General features: G+C 74.7%; 9 protein-coding genes and 2 tRNA genes. 8 read left to right on the top strand and 3 right to left on the bottom strand.

The genetic code is table 11. The features are described 5' to 3' along the window. Both F1641_RS05040 and F1641_RS05035 read left to right on the top strand, forming a co-directional pair. The gene (locus tag F1641_RS05040) at positions 1-1,230 is read left to right on the top strand and encodes an N-acetylglucosamine-6-phosphate deacetylase (RefSeq protein WP_194903423.1); all 1,230 of its coding nucleotides are present in this window, start codon (positions 1-3) and stop codon (positions 1,228-1,230) included. Continuing rightward, positions 1,227-2,093 (top strand): DeoR/GlpR family DNA-binding transcription regulator, encoded by an 867-nt coding sequence (locus F1641_RS05035; RefSeq protein ID WP_309225400.1) that lies wholly within the window; start codon positions 1,227-1,229, stop codon positions 2,091-2,093. Before F1641_RS05040 ends, F1641_RS05035 begins: the two co-directional genes overlap by 4 nt. A 534-nt stretch (positions 2,094-2,627) precedes the next feature. Here the strand turns inward: F1641_RS05035 and F1641_RS05030 are convergent. Then, positions 2,628-2,698, bottom strand: a tRNA-Gly gene (locus tag F1641_RS05030). A 110-nt stretch (positions 2,699-2,808) separates the two neighbouring features. On the opposite strand from F1641_RS05030, the gene F1641_RS05025 reads away from it, so the two are divergent. From F1641_RS05025 to clpX, 5 genes are all read left to right on the top strand, one after another. Then, positions 2,809-2,882, top strand: a tRNA-Pro gene (locus F1641_RS05025). 186 nt (positions 2,883-3,068) lie between these two features. After that, positions 3,069-4,658 (top strand): trigger factor, encoded by a 1,590-nt coding sequence (gene tig / locus F1641_RS05020; protein WP_194903422.1) that lies wholly within the window; start codon positions 3,069-3,071, stop codon positions 4,656-4,658. 316 nt (positions 4,659-4,974) lie between these two features. Next, positions 4,975-5,562, top strand: coding sequence for an ATP-dependent Clp protease proteolytic subunit (locus tag F1641_RS05015; RefSeq protein WP_194904795.1), 588 nt, complete (start codon positions 4,975-4,977; stop codon positions 5,560-5,562). A gap of 30 nt (positions 5,563-5,592) precedes the next feature. Then, positions 5,593-6,243 (top strand): ATP-dependent Clp protease proteolytic subunit, encoded by a 651-nt coding sequence (locus F1641_RS05010; protein ID WP_194903421.1) that lies wholly within the window; start codon positions 5,593-5,595, stop codon positions 6,241-6,243. Between the two features lie 171 nt (positions 6,244-6,414). Continuing rightward, complete coding sequence (gene clpX / locus F1641_RS05005) at positions 6,415-7,698, top strand: ATP-dependent Clp protease ATP-binding subunit ClpX (RefSeq protein ID WP_194903420.1); 1,284 nt, start codon at positions 6,415-6,417, stop codon at positions 7,696-7,698. A gap of 192 nt (positions 7,699-7,890) precedes the next feature. Here clpX and valS read toward each other — a convergent pair whose 3' ends face one another. After that, a complete protein-coding gene (gene valS / locus F1641_RS05000; RefSeq protein WP_194903419.1) occupies positions 7,891-10,596 on the bottom strand; it encodes a valine--tRNA ligase in 2,706 nt (901 codons plus the stop codon). 43 nt (positions 10,597-10,639) lie between these two features. Beyond that, the gene (locus tag F1641_RS04995; protein WP_194903418.1) at positions 10,640-15,784 is read right to left on the bottom strand and encodes a fibronectin type III domain-containing protein; all 5,145 of its coding nucleotides are present in this window, start codon (positions 15,782-15,784) and stop codon (positions 10,640-10,642) included. 154 nt (positions 15,785-15,938) lie between these two features. Between F1641_RS04995 and F1641_RS04990 the strand changes: the two genes are divergently transcribed. Then, positions 15,939-16,192 (top strand): SDR family oxidoreductase (locus F1641_RS04990; protein ID WP_194903417.1); only part of this gene is annotated, 254 nt, incomplete at its 3' end.

Here is a 16,192-nt window from a genome sequence, read left to right as displayed (position 1 = left end):
ATGAGCCCGCGCGGGTCGTCAGCGCGCTGGGTCGCGCACTCCGCGCGGCTGCTGGACGGCACCGGGGCCCCGGCCCTCGAGGACGCCTGGCTGGTCACCGAGGGGGGCCGCGTGGTCGCCCTCGGCTCCGGCGTCGGGTGGCGCGAGCACACCCGCGGCTCCGGCGGGGCCGAGGTGCTCGACGCGGCCGGCCGCTGGCTGGTCCCCGGGTTCGTGGACGTCCACCGCCACGGCGGCGGTGGGCGCTCCCACGAGGAGGGGCCCGACGCCGTCCTGGCCGCGGCGCTCGCCCACCGGGCGCACGGCACCACCGCCGGGGTCGTCAGCTTCGTGGCCGACGACGTCGACGTGCTGGCCGAGCACCTCTCCGGCGTCGCAGACCTCGTCGAGGCCGGGGGCGCGGGCGGGCTGGTGCTCGGGAGCCACCTCGAGGGCCCCTTCCTCGCGCACGCCCGCCGCGGCGCGCACGACCCCGCCAAGCTCACCGACCCCACCCCCGCCGCGGTCCGCCACCTGCTGGCCGCGGCCCGCGGCACGCTGCGCCAGGTGACCCTCGACCCGCAGCGCGCCGGCGCCGACGAGGCGCTGCGCCTCTTCACCGGGGCGGGCACCGCGGTCGCGGTCGGGCACACCGAGGCCAGCTGCGAGCAGGCCGCCGGGGCCTTCGACGCCGGCGCCCGGCTGCTCACCCACGCCTTCAACGCCATGCCCGGCATCCACCACCGCGCCCCGGGCCCCGTCGTCGCGGCGCTGGACGACGAGCGCGTGGTCCTGGAGGTCATCCTCGACGGCCACCACGTGCACCCCCGCGCCGCGGCCCTGCTGCTCACCGCCGCTCCGGGGCGGGTCGCGCTCATCACCGACGCGATGGCGGCCGCCGCCGTGCCGCCGGGCGGGCCGTCGCGGTACCGCCTGGGAGGGCTGGAGGTCGTCCTCGAGGCGCCCGCAGCGGCGGGGGCGCCGCCCCGGGCGGTCCTGGCGGGCGGCGACACCATCGCCGGGTCGGCGCTCACCCTCGACGTCGCGCTGCGCCTGGGCGCCGCCGCGGGGATCCCCCTGGAGGCGCTCGTGCGGGCCGCGACCTCGACGCCCGCACGGGCCGTGGGCGCCGCCGGCGGGGGCGGGGCCGCCGCTCGCGGCGTGCTCGCGCCGGGTGCCCGCGCCGACGTCGTCGTCCTGGGCGAGGATCTGGCCGTGGTCGAGGTGCGCACCGCCGGCGGCGCCGGGTGAGCGACGGGGTGGGCGACGGGGAGGCCCGCCCGGCCGAGGCCGGCGCGGCCGACGAGGGCCGCCTGCGCCGCGAGGAGCGCCTCGAGCGCATCCTCGACCTGCTCGCCGACCGGCGCCGCGTCAGCGTCGCGGAGGTCTGCGCCGAGCTGGGGGCCTCCCCGGCGACGGCGCGCCGCGACCTCGACCACCTCGCCGAGGCCAAGCTGGTGCTGCGCACGCACGGCGGCGCCTCGTCGCTGGCCGCGGGCGGCTTCGAGCGGACCGTGGCCGACCGGGCGGGGGAGCGGACCGCCGCCAAGCGCGCCGTCGGCCGCGCCGTGGCCGCGCTCCTGGGCCTGGGCGACGCCGTGGGCCTCAACGGCGGCAGCACCACCACCGAGGTGGCCCGCGAGCTGGCCCGCGCCGACCACCTCGTGCCCGCCGACGGCAGCACCGGCGTCACCGTGGTCACCAACGCGCTCAACGTCGCCTACGAGCTGGCCGTGCGCCCCCACGTGCGCGTGGAGCTGTGCGGCGGCACCGTGCGCGCCCGCTCGCTGGAGATCACCGGTCCTCCCGCGCGGGCGTTCCTGGAGGAGCTGGTGCTCGACGTCGCCGTCCTCGGGGTCGACGGGGTCGACGCGCGCTTCGGCACCACGACCGCCGACGCCGGCGAGGCCGACGTCGGGCGGGCGATGGCCGCGGCCGCGCGCCGCGTGGTGGTCGTGGCCGACGCCGCGAAGCTCGGCGCCGCCGGGCCGCGACGGCTGCTGGGCCTCGACGGCGTCGACGTGCTGGTCACCGACGCCGCGCCGACCGGTGAGCTGGCGGAGGCGCTGGCCGCTGCCGGCGTCGAGGTGGTCGTGGCGCCGTCGGACGGCTGAGCCGGCTCGGGCGGGCAGGGCGTGCTCGCCCTTGATGACCGAGGAGCTGCCGCGGATCGTCCCGGCGAGCTCCGAGCGCTGGCGGGCGGACCTGGAGCGCTCCGCGAGCTCGGCGGGCACCTCCACGCCGTCGGACGGCGTGGACCCGACGGCGCGCTCTCCGCCGTCGGCCTGCGTCCAGAGCACGTTGACGGCCAGGCCCGACGCGGAGAACACGTGCGACCAGCGGACGCCGTCGACCTCGGAGGTCGAGGCCTCCAGCGGGCGCGAGGCGGTGGTGGGGTCGCGCTCGGTGGCGAGCACCTCGGTGACGTGGGCGACGACGGCGGCGCCCCGCTCGCTGTCGGCCGGCTCGGTGGTGAGGGGGAGGCCGTGCTCCGTGTGGAAGCAGCGGGCCTCGTTGGCGCGCAGCCCGGCGAGGGCGTCGGCCACGGGTGACGACTCGACGCCCGCGGTCGAGACGGTCGTGACGTCGATGACGCGTGGTGCGGGGTCGCGCGTGGGAGCCGTGGTGCCGCCGCGGCGCGGTGGGGGAGCGGGTGACGAGAATCGAACTCGCGTAGCCAGTTTGGAAGACTGGTGCTCTACCATTGAGCTACACCCGCATCACCGTGCGTGACGACCCGGAGAGCGGGCCGGAGGTGCACGGCGCGGGGCGAGCCTACCGGCACGCGAGGGGCTCCGAGCGCGTAGCCTGCTCGTGTCCTGCGGGGCACGGGGTGTGGCGCAGCCAGGTAGCGCGTCCGCTTTGGGAGCGGAAGGCCCCCGGTTCGAATCCGGGTACCCCGACCGCCGCTGCCGTTCAGGCATAGGCTGGGCGCTGGTGCCCGCCGTGGGTCGGTGCTGCCTGCGCCAGCCGGCCCGCTCGGGCCGGTGCCGGAGAGCTCCGGCCGACGGCCGCGCAGCGACGCCCGCAGCACCACGGAGCACCACGAACTGATCTCTGCCCGCCGGAAGACCTGGAGAGAGCCTGCTGTGAAGAGCGACGTCGAGACCCTCAACCCGACGCGGGTGAAGCTGACCGTCGAGGTGTCCTTCGCCGAGCTGAAGCCGAGCCTCGACAAGGCCTACCGCTCGATCGGCGGCCAGGTGCAGGTTCCGGGCTTCCGCCGCGGCAAGGTGCCCTCCCGCATCATCGACCAGCGCTTCGGGCGCGGCGTCGTGATCCAGGAGGCCGTGAACGAGGCCCTGCCGGGCTTCTACCAGCAGGCCGTCCAGGAGAGCTCGGTCCGCCCGCTCGGCCAGCCCGAGGTGGAGATCACCGAGGTGCCGGTGGGCGAGGGCGCGGACGCCGGTGAGCTGAAGTTCACCGCCGAGGTCGACGTCCGCCCGACCATCGACCTGCCCGACTTCTCCACCATCGCCGTGACCGTCGACGACGCCGAGGTCGCCGACGGCGCTGTCGACGAGCAGCTCGAGGCCCTGCGCAAGCGCTTCGGCACCCTGGTGCCCGTCGAGCGCGCCGTGCAGACCGGTGACGTCGTCTCCCTCGACCTCACCGCCACCATCGACGGCGAGGACGTCGACTCCGCCACCGGCATCAGCTACGAGGTCGGCCTGGGCACCATGCTCGACGGCCTCGACGACGCGCTCGAGGGCGCCGAGGTCGGCCAGGACCGCTCCTTCACCAGCACGCTGGCCGGTGGCGAGCACGCCGGCGAGGCCGCCGAGGTCACCGTCGTGGCCCGCTCGGTCAAGGTGCGCGAGCTCCCCGAGCTCGACGACGACTTCGCCCAGCTCGCCAGCGAGTTCGAGACCATCGACGCCCTCCGCGCCGACCTCGCCGCCAAGGCCGAGGACCAGGCCGTCTTCCGCCAGGGCGTCCAGGCGCGCGACAAGGTGCTCGAGCAGCTGCTCGAGACCCTCGACATCCCGGTGCCCGACTCCGTCGTCGAGGCCGAGGTGCACCGCCACCTCGAGAACGAGTCGCGCCTCGAGGACGACGAGCACCGCGCCGAGGTGACCGAGGAGACCCGCCGCGTGCTGCGCACGCAGTTCCTCCTCGACGCCGTCGCGGAGGCCGAGGAGGTCACCGTGGCGCAGGAGGAGCTGGTCGAGTACATCGTCGCCCAGGCCCCCGCCTACGGCATGGACCCGAACTCCTTCGCCCAGGCGATGGACCAGGCCGGCCAGGTGCCGGCCCTGGTCCAGGAGGTCGCCCGCCGCAAGGCGCTGGCCACGGTGCTCGAGAAGGCGACCGTGACGGACGCCTCGGGCAACGCCGTCGACCTCGGTGACGAGGACGACGACGCCGAGGGCGAGGCCGCCGAGGCGCCCGCCGCCGCGGAGAAGCCGAAGCGCACCCGCAAGCCCAAGGCCGCCGCCGCCGAGACCGCCGAGGAGGGCGCCGAGGCGCCCGCCGCGGAGGAGAAGCCGAAGCGCACCCGCAAGCCGAAGGCCGCCGCCGCCGAGACCGCCGAGGGCGACGCCGCGGAGGAGGGCGCCGAGGCGCCCGCCGCGGAGGAGAAGCCGAAGCGCACCCGCAAGCCCAAGACCGAGGCCGCTGAGGCCGCCGGTGGGGCCGAGGCCGCTGAGGGCACCGAGGGCGCCGGCTCGCAGAGCTGACACCCGCCCCACCAGGTCCACCCGCGGGGTGGCGGTGCGCTCGTCCGTCGAGCGCACCGCCACCCCGCGGCCGTCCCGGCCGGCGACCGTGCGCCGACAGCGAACAGCGGCGCAGGTCGGGACTGCCGCGTCAGCGCCCGGCGCTAGGGTCGACACGGGTCGTCGTCCCGTCACCGAGGGCGACGGCGAAGGTCAGCCGGACCGCCGCACGAGGCGCGCCGGCAACGACGGACAGGAGCGAACTCCCGTGAGCGATTCCCGGCCTGACGGACACCGGGCAGCCGACGTGACGGCGCGCACCGGCGGCGGTTCCCCCATGGGCCTCGACGAGCACATCTACCAGCGCCTGCTCCGCGAGCGGATCATCTGGCTGGGCTCCGAGGTCCGCGACGACAACGCCAACGCGATCTGCGCGCAGCTGATGCTGCTCGCCGCCGAGGACCCCGAGAAGGACATCTGGCTGTACATCAACAGCCCCGGCGGCTCGGTGACCGCGGGCATGGCGATCTACGACACGATGCAGTACGTCCAGCCCGACGTCGCCACGGTCGGCATGGGCCTGGCCGCCTCGATGGGCCAGTTCCTGCTGGCCAGCGGCGCCAAGGGCAAGCGCTACGCCACCCCGCACGCGCGGATCATGATGCACCAGCCCTCCGGCGGCATCGGCGGCACCGCGAGCGACATCGCCATCCAGGCCGAGCTGATCCTCAACATGAAGCGGACGCTGTCGCAGCTGACGGCGGACCAGACCGGCCAGACGATCGAGCAGATCAACAAGGACAACGACCGCGACCGCTGGTTCACCGCGGCCGAGGCCAAGGAGTACGGCTTCATCGACCACGTCATCACCAGCGCCTCCGACGTGCCCGAGGGCGGCGGCACCGGCTCGTCGTCGGCCGCCTGAGCCGGCAGACCGCAGAGCGAGGAGAAGCACATGTCCACCGCAGCCTTCCCCCACGGCGCGCCGTCGTCGCGCTACGTGCTCCCGCAGTTCGAGGAGCGCACCGCTTACGGCTTCAAGCGCCAGGACCCCTACACGCGCCTGTTCGAGGACCGGGTGATCTTCCTGGGCGTCCAGGTCGACGACGCGTCCGCTGACGACGTCATGGCCCAGCTCCTCGTGCTCGAGGCGCAGGACCCCGACCGAGACATCACGCTGTACATCAACAGCCCCGGCGGCTCGATGACCGCGATGACCGCGATCTACGACACGATGCAGTACATCCGCCCCGACATCCAGACCGTCTGCCTCGGGCAGGCGGCCTCGGCCGCGGCGGTCCTGCTGGCCGCCGGCGCCCCCGGCAAGCGGCTCGCGCTGCCGAACGCCCGCGTGCTGATCCACCAGCCGGCCAGCCCCGGCGGCGACTACGGGCAGGCGTCCGACATCGAGATCCAGGCCGCAGAGGTGCTGCGCATGCGCTCGTGGCTCGAGACGACGCTGGCCGGCCACACCGGCCGCACCGTCGAGCAGGTCAAGGCCGACATCGAGCGCGACAAGATCCTCACCGCCGACCAGGCCAAGGAGTACGGCCTCGTCGACCAGGTGCTGGAGAGCCGCAAGGCCAGCGCCCTCGCGTCCGCCTGACACCCGCCCGCTGCGGCCCTCCGGGGCCGCTCCCGCTGGTGCCCGGCCCTGCGCCGGGCACCAGCGGGAGGCGCCGGCACTTCCGCTCGTCCCGCTGACAGGTGTCCGTCAGTGGTGTTCCATGGACCCACCCCGTGCGATCGTGCGGGACGACTCGAGGAGGCCCCCCACGTGGCACGGATCGGCGATGGCGCGGACCTGCTGAAGTGCTCTTTCTGCGGCAAGAGCCAGAAGCAGGTCAAGAAGCTCATCGCGGGCCCGGGGGTGTACATCTGCGACGAGTGCATCGACCTGTGCAACGAGATCATCGAGGAGGAGCTGGCCGAGGCCAGCGAGCTCGGCCTGGTCGAGCTGCCCAAGCCGCGGGAGATCTTCAGCTTCCTCGAGCAGTACATCATCGGCCAGGACGAGGCCAAGCGGGCCCTGAGCGTGGCCGTCTACAACCACTACAAGCGCATCCAGGCGTCCGACCCGGCCAAGAAGGTCGAGGAGCCTGTCGACATCGCCAAGTCGAACATCCTGCTCATCGGCCCCACCGGCTGCGGCAAGACCTACCTCGCGCAGACCCTCGCGAAGATGCTGAACGTCCCGTTCGCCATCGCCGACGCCACGGCCCTCACCGAGGCGGGCTACGTCGGTGAGGACGTCGAGAACATCCTGCTCAAGCTCATCCAGGCCGCTGACTACGACGTCAAGAAGGCCGAGACGGGCATCATCTACATCGACGAGGTCGACAAGATCGCCCGCAAGAGCGAGAACCCGTCGATCACCCGTGACGTCTCCGGCGAGGGCGTGCAGCAGGCGCTGCTGAAGATCCTCGAGGGGACGACGGCGTCGGTGCCGCCGCAGGGCGGGCGCAAGCACCCCCACCAGGAGTTCATCCAGATCGACACGACGAACGTCCTGTTCATCGTGGGCGGGGCCTTCGCCGGCCTCGAGGAGATGATCTCCGGGCGCATGGGCAAGAAGGGCATCGGCTTCGGCGCCCCGCTGCACTCCGCCTCCGGCCTGCCGGGCATGTTCGGCAAGGTCATGCCGGAGGACCTGCTGAAGTTCGGGCTCATCCCCGAGTTCATCGGGCGCCTGCCGGTCATCACCTCGGTGCGCGAGCTCGACGCCGCCGCCCTGGTCCGGATCCTCACCGAGCCGCGCAACGCCCTGGTCAAGCAGTACCAGCGCATGTTCGAGATCGACGGCGTCGAGCTGGAGTTCTCCGACGAGGCGCTCGTCGCCGTCGCCGAGCAGGCGATCCTGCGCGGCACCGGCGCCCGCGGCCTGCGCGCGATCATGGAGGAGGTGCTCGGCCCGGTGATGTTCGACCTGCCGAGCCGCGACGACGTCGCCCGCGTCGAGGTCGACCGCGACGTCGTCCTCAAGAACGTCAACCCGACGCTGGTCCCCAAGGACAAGGCCTCCGAGGCCCGCAAGCGCGAGCGCCGCGACAAGTCCGCCTGATCCTCGCCCCCGGGCACCGACGAGGGCCCCTCCACCAGCACGCGCTGGTGGAGGGGCCCTCGTGCGTGCGCGCAGCCGCCGGCCCCGACGCCGACGACCACGGAGTCCCGAAGCCCGTGGTCGCTCGGCTGGGCCCGCGCCGCGCCCCCGGGACGACGACGCGTCGTCGTCCCGGGGGCGCGGGTGGGGTCGTCAGGAGGCGGAGGCCGGGGGGACCAGCTCGACGTCGGTCACCGTGACGCCGTCGGCGCCGGCCGGACCGCCGTCGGCGGCCGTCACGACCCGCAGGTCGCGCACCTTGCCCGCCGCTGCCAGGTCGGCGGCCGCGGCCTCCACGGACGCCACCAGGGCCGCGGGGACGGCGACGGTGGCCGTCACCACCTCGGTGCGCATGGAGACCTTGGCCTCGCTCTTGGCCTTGCGGACGCCGGCGAGCCCTCGCCCGACCACGGCCAGCAGCGCCGGGTCGACGGCACCGGTCGTGCCGGAGCCCGCTCCGGCCGCCTCGCGCAGCGGCTCGGCGGTGGGCCAGGAGGCGGTGTGCACCGAGCCCTCGCCGTCCTGGGCGCGCCACCAGCTCCAGACCTCCTCGGTGGCGAAGGGCAGGAAGGGCGCCAGCAGGCGGAGCACCACGTCGAGGGAGCGGGCCAGCGCGGCGCGCGCCGAGGCGGCCGCCTCCTCGCCCTGGGCGCCGTACGCGCGCTCCTTGACCAGCTCGACGTAGTCGTCGCAGAAGGTCCAGAAGAAGGCCTCGACGGTCTGCAGCGCCGCCGTGTGCTCGTAGCGCTCCAGAGCAGCCGTCGCCGTCTCGACCACGGAGGCGAGCCCGCCCAGCACTGCGCGGTCGAGCGCCTCGGTGACGGGGGCCGTCGGGTCGGTCGCGCCCATCGACAGCGCGAACTTGGCCACGTTGAGGACCTTCAGCGCCAGGCGGCGCCCGATCTTCATCTGGCCGACCTCGAAGGCGGCGTCGGTGCCGAGGCGCGCCGAGGCGGCCCAGTACCGGACGCCGTCGGCGCCGTGCTCCTCCAGCAGCCCCAGGGGCGTGACCACGTTGCCCTTGGACTTGCTCATCTTCTTGCGGTCGGGGTCGAGGATCCAGCCGCTGATGGCGGCGTCGGACCAGGGCAGCGACCCGTGCTCGTGGTGGGCGCGCACCACGGTGGAGAAGAGCCAGGTGCGGATGATGTCCTGGCCCTGCGGGCGCAGGTCGTAGGGGAAGACCGCGGCGAACAGCTCCGGGTCCTGCTCCCACCCGGCGGCGATCTGCGGGGTCAGCGACGAGGTGGCCCAGGTGTCGAAGACGTCGGTCTCGCCGACGAAGCCGCCCGGCTCACCCCGCTGGGACTCGGTGAACCCCGGCGGGACGTCGGTGGACGGGTCGACCGGCAGCGACTCCTCGGACGGCACCAGCACGTCGTCGTAGGAGACCTCCCCGGACTCCGAGACGCGGTACCAGAGCGGGATCGGCACGCCGAAGAAGCGCTGGCGGGAGACCAGCCAGTCACCGGTGAGGCCACCGACCCAGTTCTCGTAGCGCACGCGCATGAAGTCGGGGTGGAAGCCCAGCTCGCGGCCGCGGGCGAGCAGCTGCTCGCGCAGGTCCTCGAAGCCGGCGGCGGACCGGCCGCCGTTGCGCAGGTACCACTGGCGCGACGTCACGATCTCGAGGGGCTTGTCGCCCTTCTCGAAGAAGTTGGCCTTGCGCTGGGTGGGCTTCGGGTCGGCCTTGAGGGCGCCGGACTCCCGCAGCGCGTCGACGACGGCGACGCGGGCCGAGTGCGTGGTCCTGCCGGCCAGCGCCTCGTACGCGCTCGCGCCGGCCTCGGGCAGCCAGGAGGGCGTGTCGCGGACCAGGCGCCCGTCGCGGGCGACCACGGGGCGGGTGGGCAGGTCGAGGTCGCGCCACCAGGTGACGTCGGTGAGGTCGCCGAAGGTGCAGCACATGGCGATGCCGGCGCCCTTGTCGGGCTCGGCCGCGGGGTGCGCGAGCACCGGCAGCTCGACGCCGAAGACGGGGGAGACCACCGTGGTGCCGAACAGGCCCTGGTAGCGCTCGTCGTCGGGGTGGGCGATGAGCGCGACGCACGCCGGGAGCAGCTCGGGCCGGGTGGTCTCGATGACCACCTCGCCCTCGCCGTCAGCGCGGGTGAAGGCGACCTCGTGGTAAGCCCCGGGGTAGTCGCGGGCCTCGAGCTCCGCCTGGGCGACGGCGGTCTGGAAGGTGACGTCCCACAGCCCGGGCGCCTGCGCCTGGTAGGCGGCGCCGCGGGCCAGGTCGCGCAGGAACATGCGCTGCGACGTGGTGCGCGATCGCTCGCCGATCGTCGAGTAGGTCAGCGACCAGTCGACCGACAGGCCCAGGCGGCGCCACAGCGCCTCGAACTCCTTCTCGTCCTCGGCGGTGAGCCGCTCGCACAGCGCCACGAAGGTGCGGCGGGAGACGGGCACCTGGTCGGCGGCCTTGACCGACCCCGCGTCGCCGCTGTGGGGCGGGGTGAAGTCCGGGCCCTCGTAGGGCAGCGAGGTGTCGCAGCGGACGCCGTAGTAGTTCTGCACCCGGCGCTCGGTGGGCAGGCCGTTGTCGTCCCAGCCCATCGGGTAGAAGACGGTGCGACCGCGCATCCGCTGGAAGCGCGCGACGACGTCGGTGTGGGTGTAGCTGAACACGTGCCCCACGTGCAGCGACCCCGACACCGTCGGCGGCGGGGTGTCGACGGCGTAGACGCCGGCGGGCGCTCCCAGCGCACCGGCGCGGTCGAAGGCGTACGTGCCGCGCTCGGTCCACGCGGCGTCCCACGCCTGCTCCAGCCCCTCCAGGGCCGGGCGGTCGGGGACGCCGGCCGCCGGCGCGGGGCTGGAGGCGGAACCGTTGGTGGGGCGGTCGGTCTCAGGCACGGCCGATATCCTCCCAGACCAGCCCCGCCGGGACGGCGGTGCGTCAGGGGCGCACGAGCGAGGAGACCGCCCCGGTCGCGAGGTCCTTGAGGTAGGCGTCGCGGACCCGGTTGGTGTCGGCGGGGTCGAGGGCCTGGACGGTGAGGGCGACGACCTGCGGTCCGCCCAGGTCCACCACCCGTCCGCGGTAGGCGGCTCCCGCGAACGCCGGCGTCGGGGCGCCTGCGGCGTCGGACGTCACCAGCGACAGCGCGCCGCTGGCGAGGACCCGCCGGTAGGCGTCCGGCTTGGCGTTCTGGTCGCCGCTCACGAGCGGGGCCGCCGTCGAGAAGGTGGCCGTCGCGCCGTCGGGGCTGAGGGAGACCTGCTCCTCCTCGACGCCCGAGGTCGGCGAGCCGATGGCGGTGACCGCCCCGGTGACGAGGTCCTTGGCGTACGCGCTGGAGGCGGAGCCGGTGTTCCGCGGCCTCGCCGACGCCAGCTGCGCGGTGCTGAGGAAGGCCACGAGCCTGCCGTCCGCGCTCACCGACACCTGCCCGGTGTCGCGCCCGGCGCCGACCTCGTGCTGCTGGCCGGACACCGGCGGGGTGCTGGACACCAGCAGCAGCTCACCGGTGCTGCTCGCCGTCCCGGGCGTCGTGGAGCCGAGGTCCTTGCGCAGCACCGCGTACCCGGAGGAGCTGCCGGTCGCGGTGAACACGGCGTAGCGGCCGTCCGGGGTGACGGCGAGAGCGGGTCCGGTCGGAGTGCGGGTGAGGGCCCCGCCGCCGGTGTCGGCGGAGACCAGCGCGACCGGGCCGAGGCTCGGGTCGGAGCTCGGGAGGTCCTTGGCGAAGACCGCCACCCCTGAGGTGCCGCCGGAGGGCAGCAGGTCGGTGCGGGCGGAGTAGAAGAGCACACGGGTCCCGTCGGCCGAGACCGCGAGGCCGGGGACCTTGGTCTGGACCGTCGACGTGCTCTGCACGAGGGTGCCGGCGGTGCTCGTGTGAGCGAGACCCGCCGTCCGTCCCGAGGCCGCCCCCGGCACCGACACCAGGGCGTAGGTGGGGGGTGAGGTGCTCATGTCGGCGCGGTAGACGTCCAGCTGCCCGTTCTGGTCCGAGTCGACCAGGGCGTCCGCCGTCGCCAGCACGACGTAGCGCCCGTCGCTGCTCAGTGCGACCTCGGAGTCCTGGGTGGAGTCGGTCACGAGCGACCCCCGGGTGCGCAGCGGCGCGATGCGCCGGGGGCTAGTGGTCCCCGTCGTGTCGACCCGGTACAGCTCCTCGGCGCCGTTGCCGTCGGTGGCGCCCTCCAGGGGCGCAGCGGTGGAGAGCACCACCCAGCGGCCGTCGGGGCTGACGGCCAGGGCTCCGCTCGTCCCGGCGCCCTGGGAGCCGAAGGTCGCGACCGGCGCCACGGGGGTGGTGGTCACCTCCGACGACGGGGACGACGTGTTGCCGCTGGTGTCGACGACCACCACGGTGAAGGTGACCGGCGTGCCGTTGGTGAGCCCGCTCACGACGGCGCTGGTGGCCGGGGCGGCCACCGTCACGGCGGTGGAGCCGTCCGCGCGGAGCACCCGGTAGGTCGCGAGGTCGGTGTCGGCGGGAGCGGTCCAGCGCACGGTGGCGCTGCCGCTTCCGGGGGTCGCGGAGACGGCCGTCGGGGCAGCGGGGGGTGCGCCGTCGCGCGGGGTCGCGGAGCCCGTCCCGGAGGCGGGGGAGCGGTTCCCGGCGGTGTCCACCGCGACCACGGTGTACGCGTAGGTGTGGCCGTTGACGGGCGTGGTGTCGGTGTAGGACCTCGCCGTGGCCGGCAGGCCGGCGATCTCGACGCCGTCGCGCAGCACGCGGTAGGTGGCGACGTCATCGGCGGGGCTCGCCGCCCACGTGATCGTCACCCGTCGGTCGGACGGCGTGGTGGTGGGCGTCCCGGGGGCTCCGGGGGCCGTGGTGTCCGCGGGCGTGGCGCTCGTGGTCGAGGTGGGCGACTCGTTGCCGTGGGTGTCGACGGCGGTCACGGCGTAGGTGCGGGCGGTGCCGTTGGTGAGGCCGGAGTCGCGGTACGAGGTCGGCGTCGTGCCGGGCGCGGCCACCACCGCGATCGTCGTCACCAGCTGGCCGCCGCGGTAGACGCGGTAGGCGGCGAGGTCGGGCTCGGTGTTGGCGGTCCAGGACACGTCCACCGCGCCGTCGCCGGGGGTGGATCCGACCCCGGCCGGCGGCGCCGGCGGGGTGAGGTCGGTGGGCGTGGCGGTCACGACCGAGGACGCGGCCGAGCCGTTGCCGGCGGCGTCGTCGGCGGCCAGGGAGTAGTCGTACGCGGTGTCGTTGGTGAGTCCGGTGTCGGTGTACGAGGTGGTGGGCGCGGTGACGGTGGCGATGACGACGCCGTCGCGCAGCACGCGGTAGGAGGTCAGGTCGCCCTCGCTGTTCGCCGTCCAGCTCAGCACCACCCGCGTGTCGCCGCGGGTGGCGGTCAGGCCCGCGGGGACGGCGGGCGGGGTGAGGTCGCGCGGTGTGGCGCTCACCAGCGGAGTGGTCGCCGCGGACGCGTTGCCGTAGGTGTCCACGGCCACCAGGGCGTAGTCGTAGGCCGTGCCGTTGGTGACGGCGCGGTCGGTGTAGGTGGTCGTCGGAGCCGTCACCACGGCGATCTCGGTGCCTCCGCGGACCACGCGGTAGGAGGCCAGGTCGCTCTCGCTGCTGGGTGCCCACGACAGGCTCACCGCGGTGTCACCGGCGACCGCCGAGGGGCGGGCCGGGACGGCGGGTGCGGAGAGGTCGGTCGGCGTCGCGGAGACCTCGGGAGAGGACGCCGCGGAGGCGTTGCCGGCCCGGTCCCGCGCGCGCAGGGCGTACGAGTAGGTCCGGTCGTTGACGAGCCCGGTGTCGGCGTACGAGGTGGCCCCGGCCCCGAGCCCCGCGCCGAGGACGGTGCCGTCGCGCAGCAGGTCGTAGCCGGCCAGGTCGGTCTCGCCGTTCGCCGTCCAGGTGAGCGCCACCCGGCCGTCGCCGCGGACCGCGGTCAGACCGGTGGGGACGGCCGGGGCGGTGGTGTCCGCCGGGGTGGCCCTGACCGCGGGCGAGGACGCCGCCGAGCCGTTGCCCGCGGTGTCGTACGCGGCCAGGGAGTAGCTGTACGCGGTGCCGTTGGTGAGCCCGGTGTCGGTGTAGGAGGCGGCCGGGGCGATGACGGTGGCGACCACGACGCCGTCGCGCAGCACGCGGTAGGAGGCCAGGTCGCCCTCGCTGTTCGCCGTCCAGCTCAGCACCACCTGCTGGTCCCCGCGGGTGGCGGTCAGGCCCGCGGGCACGGCGGGCGGTGTGAGGTCGCGGGGGGTGGCGGTGACGACGGGGGTGGTCGCCGCCGAGGCGTTGGCGTGGGTGTCCACGGCCTTCAGCGCGTAGTCGTACGAGCGGCCGTTGGTGACGCCGCGGTCGGTGTGCGTGGTGGTCGGCTTCGTGACCGTGGCGATGACGGCCCCGTCGCGGATCACCTGGTAGGAGGCCAGGTCGCTCTCGCGGCTGGCGGTCCAGGACAGGCTCACGACGCCGTCGCCGGCCACCGCGGAGGGGCGGGCGGGGACGGCGGGCGGGGTGAGGTCGGTGGGGGTGGCGCTCGCGCCCGCCGACGAGGCGGAGCTGTTGCCGGCGCGGTCCCGCGCGCGGAGCGTGTACGTGTACTGCACGTCGTTGGTGAGCCCCGTGTCCGTGAAGGACGTCGCGGAGGCGCCGAGCACCGCACCGCTCACGCGCGCCGAGCTGCTGGCGCCGTCGGCGCGGCGGAACAGGTCGTAGCCGGCGAGGTCGGCCTCGGTGTTCGCGGTCCACGCCAGGGAGACCTGGCCGTCCCCGCGGACCGCGGCCAGACCCGCCGGGACCGCGGGCGCCGTCATGTCGAGGGGGGTCGCGGTGACGGCGGGTGACGAGGCGTCCGAGGTGTTGCCCCAGCGGTCGACCGACCGCAGCGCGTACTGGTAGGCCGTGTCGTTCGTGAGGCCGGTGTCGGTGAACGACGTGGCCGGGGGGTTCACCGCTGCCACCTCGGCACCGTCGCGCAGCACGCGGTAGGAGGCCAGGTCGCTCTCGGTGTTGGCGGTCCACGAGAGGGCGACCCTGCCGTCGCCGGCCGTGGCGGTCAGCCCCCTCGGCACAGCGGGCGCCATCCAGTCGCGGGGGATCTCGGTCGTCTGGGGGTCGTTCTCCGAGACGAGGCCGTCGTCGTCGACGACGCTGATGGACCAGTAGTGGCGCACCTCGATCTCGGCGACGTCGGTGTACGACGTCGCCGACGCGGGGAGGTCCTTCACCGCGACGCCGTCGCGCACCACGCGCTGGACGGCGGCGTCCGCCGACGTCGACGGCGTCCAGTACAGGCGCGTCTGTCCGGAGCCGTCCGAGGTCCACTCCGACCGCAGCCCCGTGACGGGTGACGGTCTGACGGTGTCGACGGGGGTGGCGGTCACGGCCGTGGGACTCGACTCCGCGCCGTTCGCGTCCACGGCGGTGACGGTGTACCTCACCGCCGTGCCGTTGGTCAGCCCGGTGTCCGTGAACGAGGTCGTGCTCGCGGAGGAGGTCGCCGGCTGCGCGACCAGCCTGCCCCCGCGGTACACCGAGTACTTCGTGACCTCTCCCGTCGCCTCGGGGTTCTTGTTCCAGGTGAGCACGACGCGGTTGTCCCCCGCGCGGGCCCCCAGCCCGGTCGGGGCGCTGGGCAGCGGCGTGGTCTGCACCGGGGTCGACTCCGGAGAGTTCTTGTAGACGGTCCCGACGAAGAGGCCGCCGTAGTAGGAGGTCGTGACCCTGACCGTGACGGAGTACGTCGCGCCGTTCGTGAGTCCTCCGACCGACAGGGACGTCGACGGGTGGTCGACGCTCTTGCTGGTGACCAAGGTGCTGCCCTGGCGGACGAAGACGGTGTAGCGCTCGGGGTTGTCCCGGCTGTCGGTGGCCGTCCAGCTGGCCACCAGCGAACGGTGTCCGGCGACCGCCTGCAGTCCGGTGGGCGCGGTCGGGTTGTCCGCCGCCACGAGCTGCGCGTCGAGGGGGCGCGAGGGAGCCGCGCCACCACCGCCGGTGGGGCTGCCGCTGCCGAGGCCCAGGAGGAGGAGCAGGAGGGCGGCCAGCGCCGCAGCCGTCGGGAGGTGACCGGACCCGCCAGCACCCCTGCGGTGCGGGGGGCGGCGCTCATCAGCAGGCACGGTGGGTCCCTTCCTGGGGAGCCCGGCGGTCGCGGCTCCCCGGTGCCCCTTCGGCAGCCCCGGCCGGGAGCCGGAGGGAGATCACCCGCCTGCCGCACCTCAGGGGTCCTCCCCCGGGGAGCGGGCCCCACCGCTGCGGTGGTGGGATCGGCGCATGAGCCAGGACGCCACCACCACCGCCGTCCCCACCGCCGTCGTCACCGGCGCCAGCTCGGGCATCGGCGCCGCCACCGCGCGGCGCCTGCGCGCCGAGGGCTACGACGTCCTCGCCGTCGCCCGCCGCGCCGACCGCCTGGAGGCGCTCGCGGGCGAGACCGGCTGCGCCGTCCTCGTGGCCGACCTGACGGTGCAGGACGACGTCGACCGGCTCCGCGCCGCCGTCCAGGAGCGCTTCGGCGGCGACCTCAC

The organism is Quadrisphaera sp. INWT6 (assembly GCF_015390235.1).
In the GTDB taxonomy this organism is placed as follows: Bacteria; Actinomycetota; Actinomycetes; order Actinomycetales; family Quadrisphaeraceae; genus Quadrisphaera.
The sequence above is the reverse complement of the archived record's forward strand: the minus strand, read 5'-3'. Positions and strand labels throughout refer to the sequence as shown.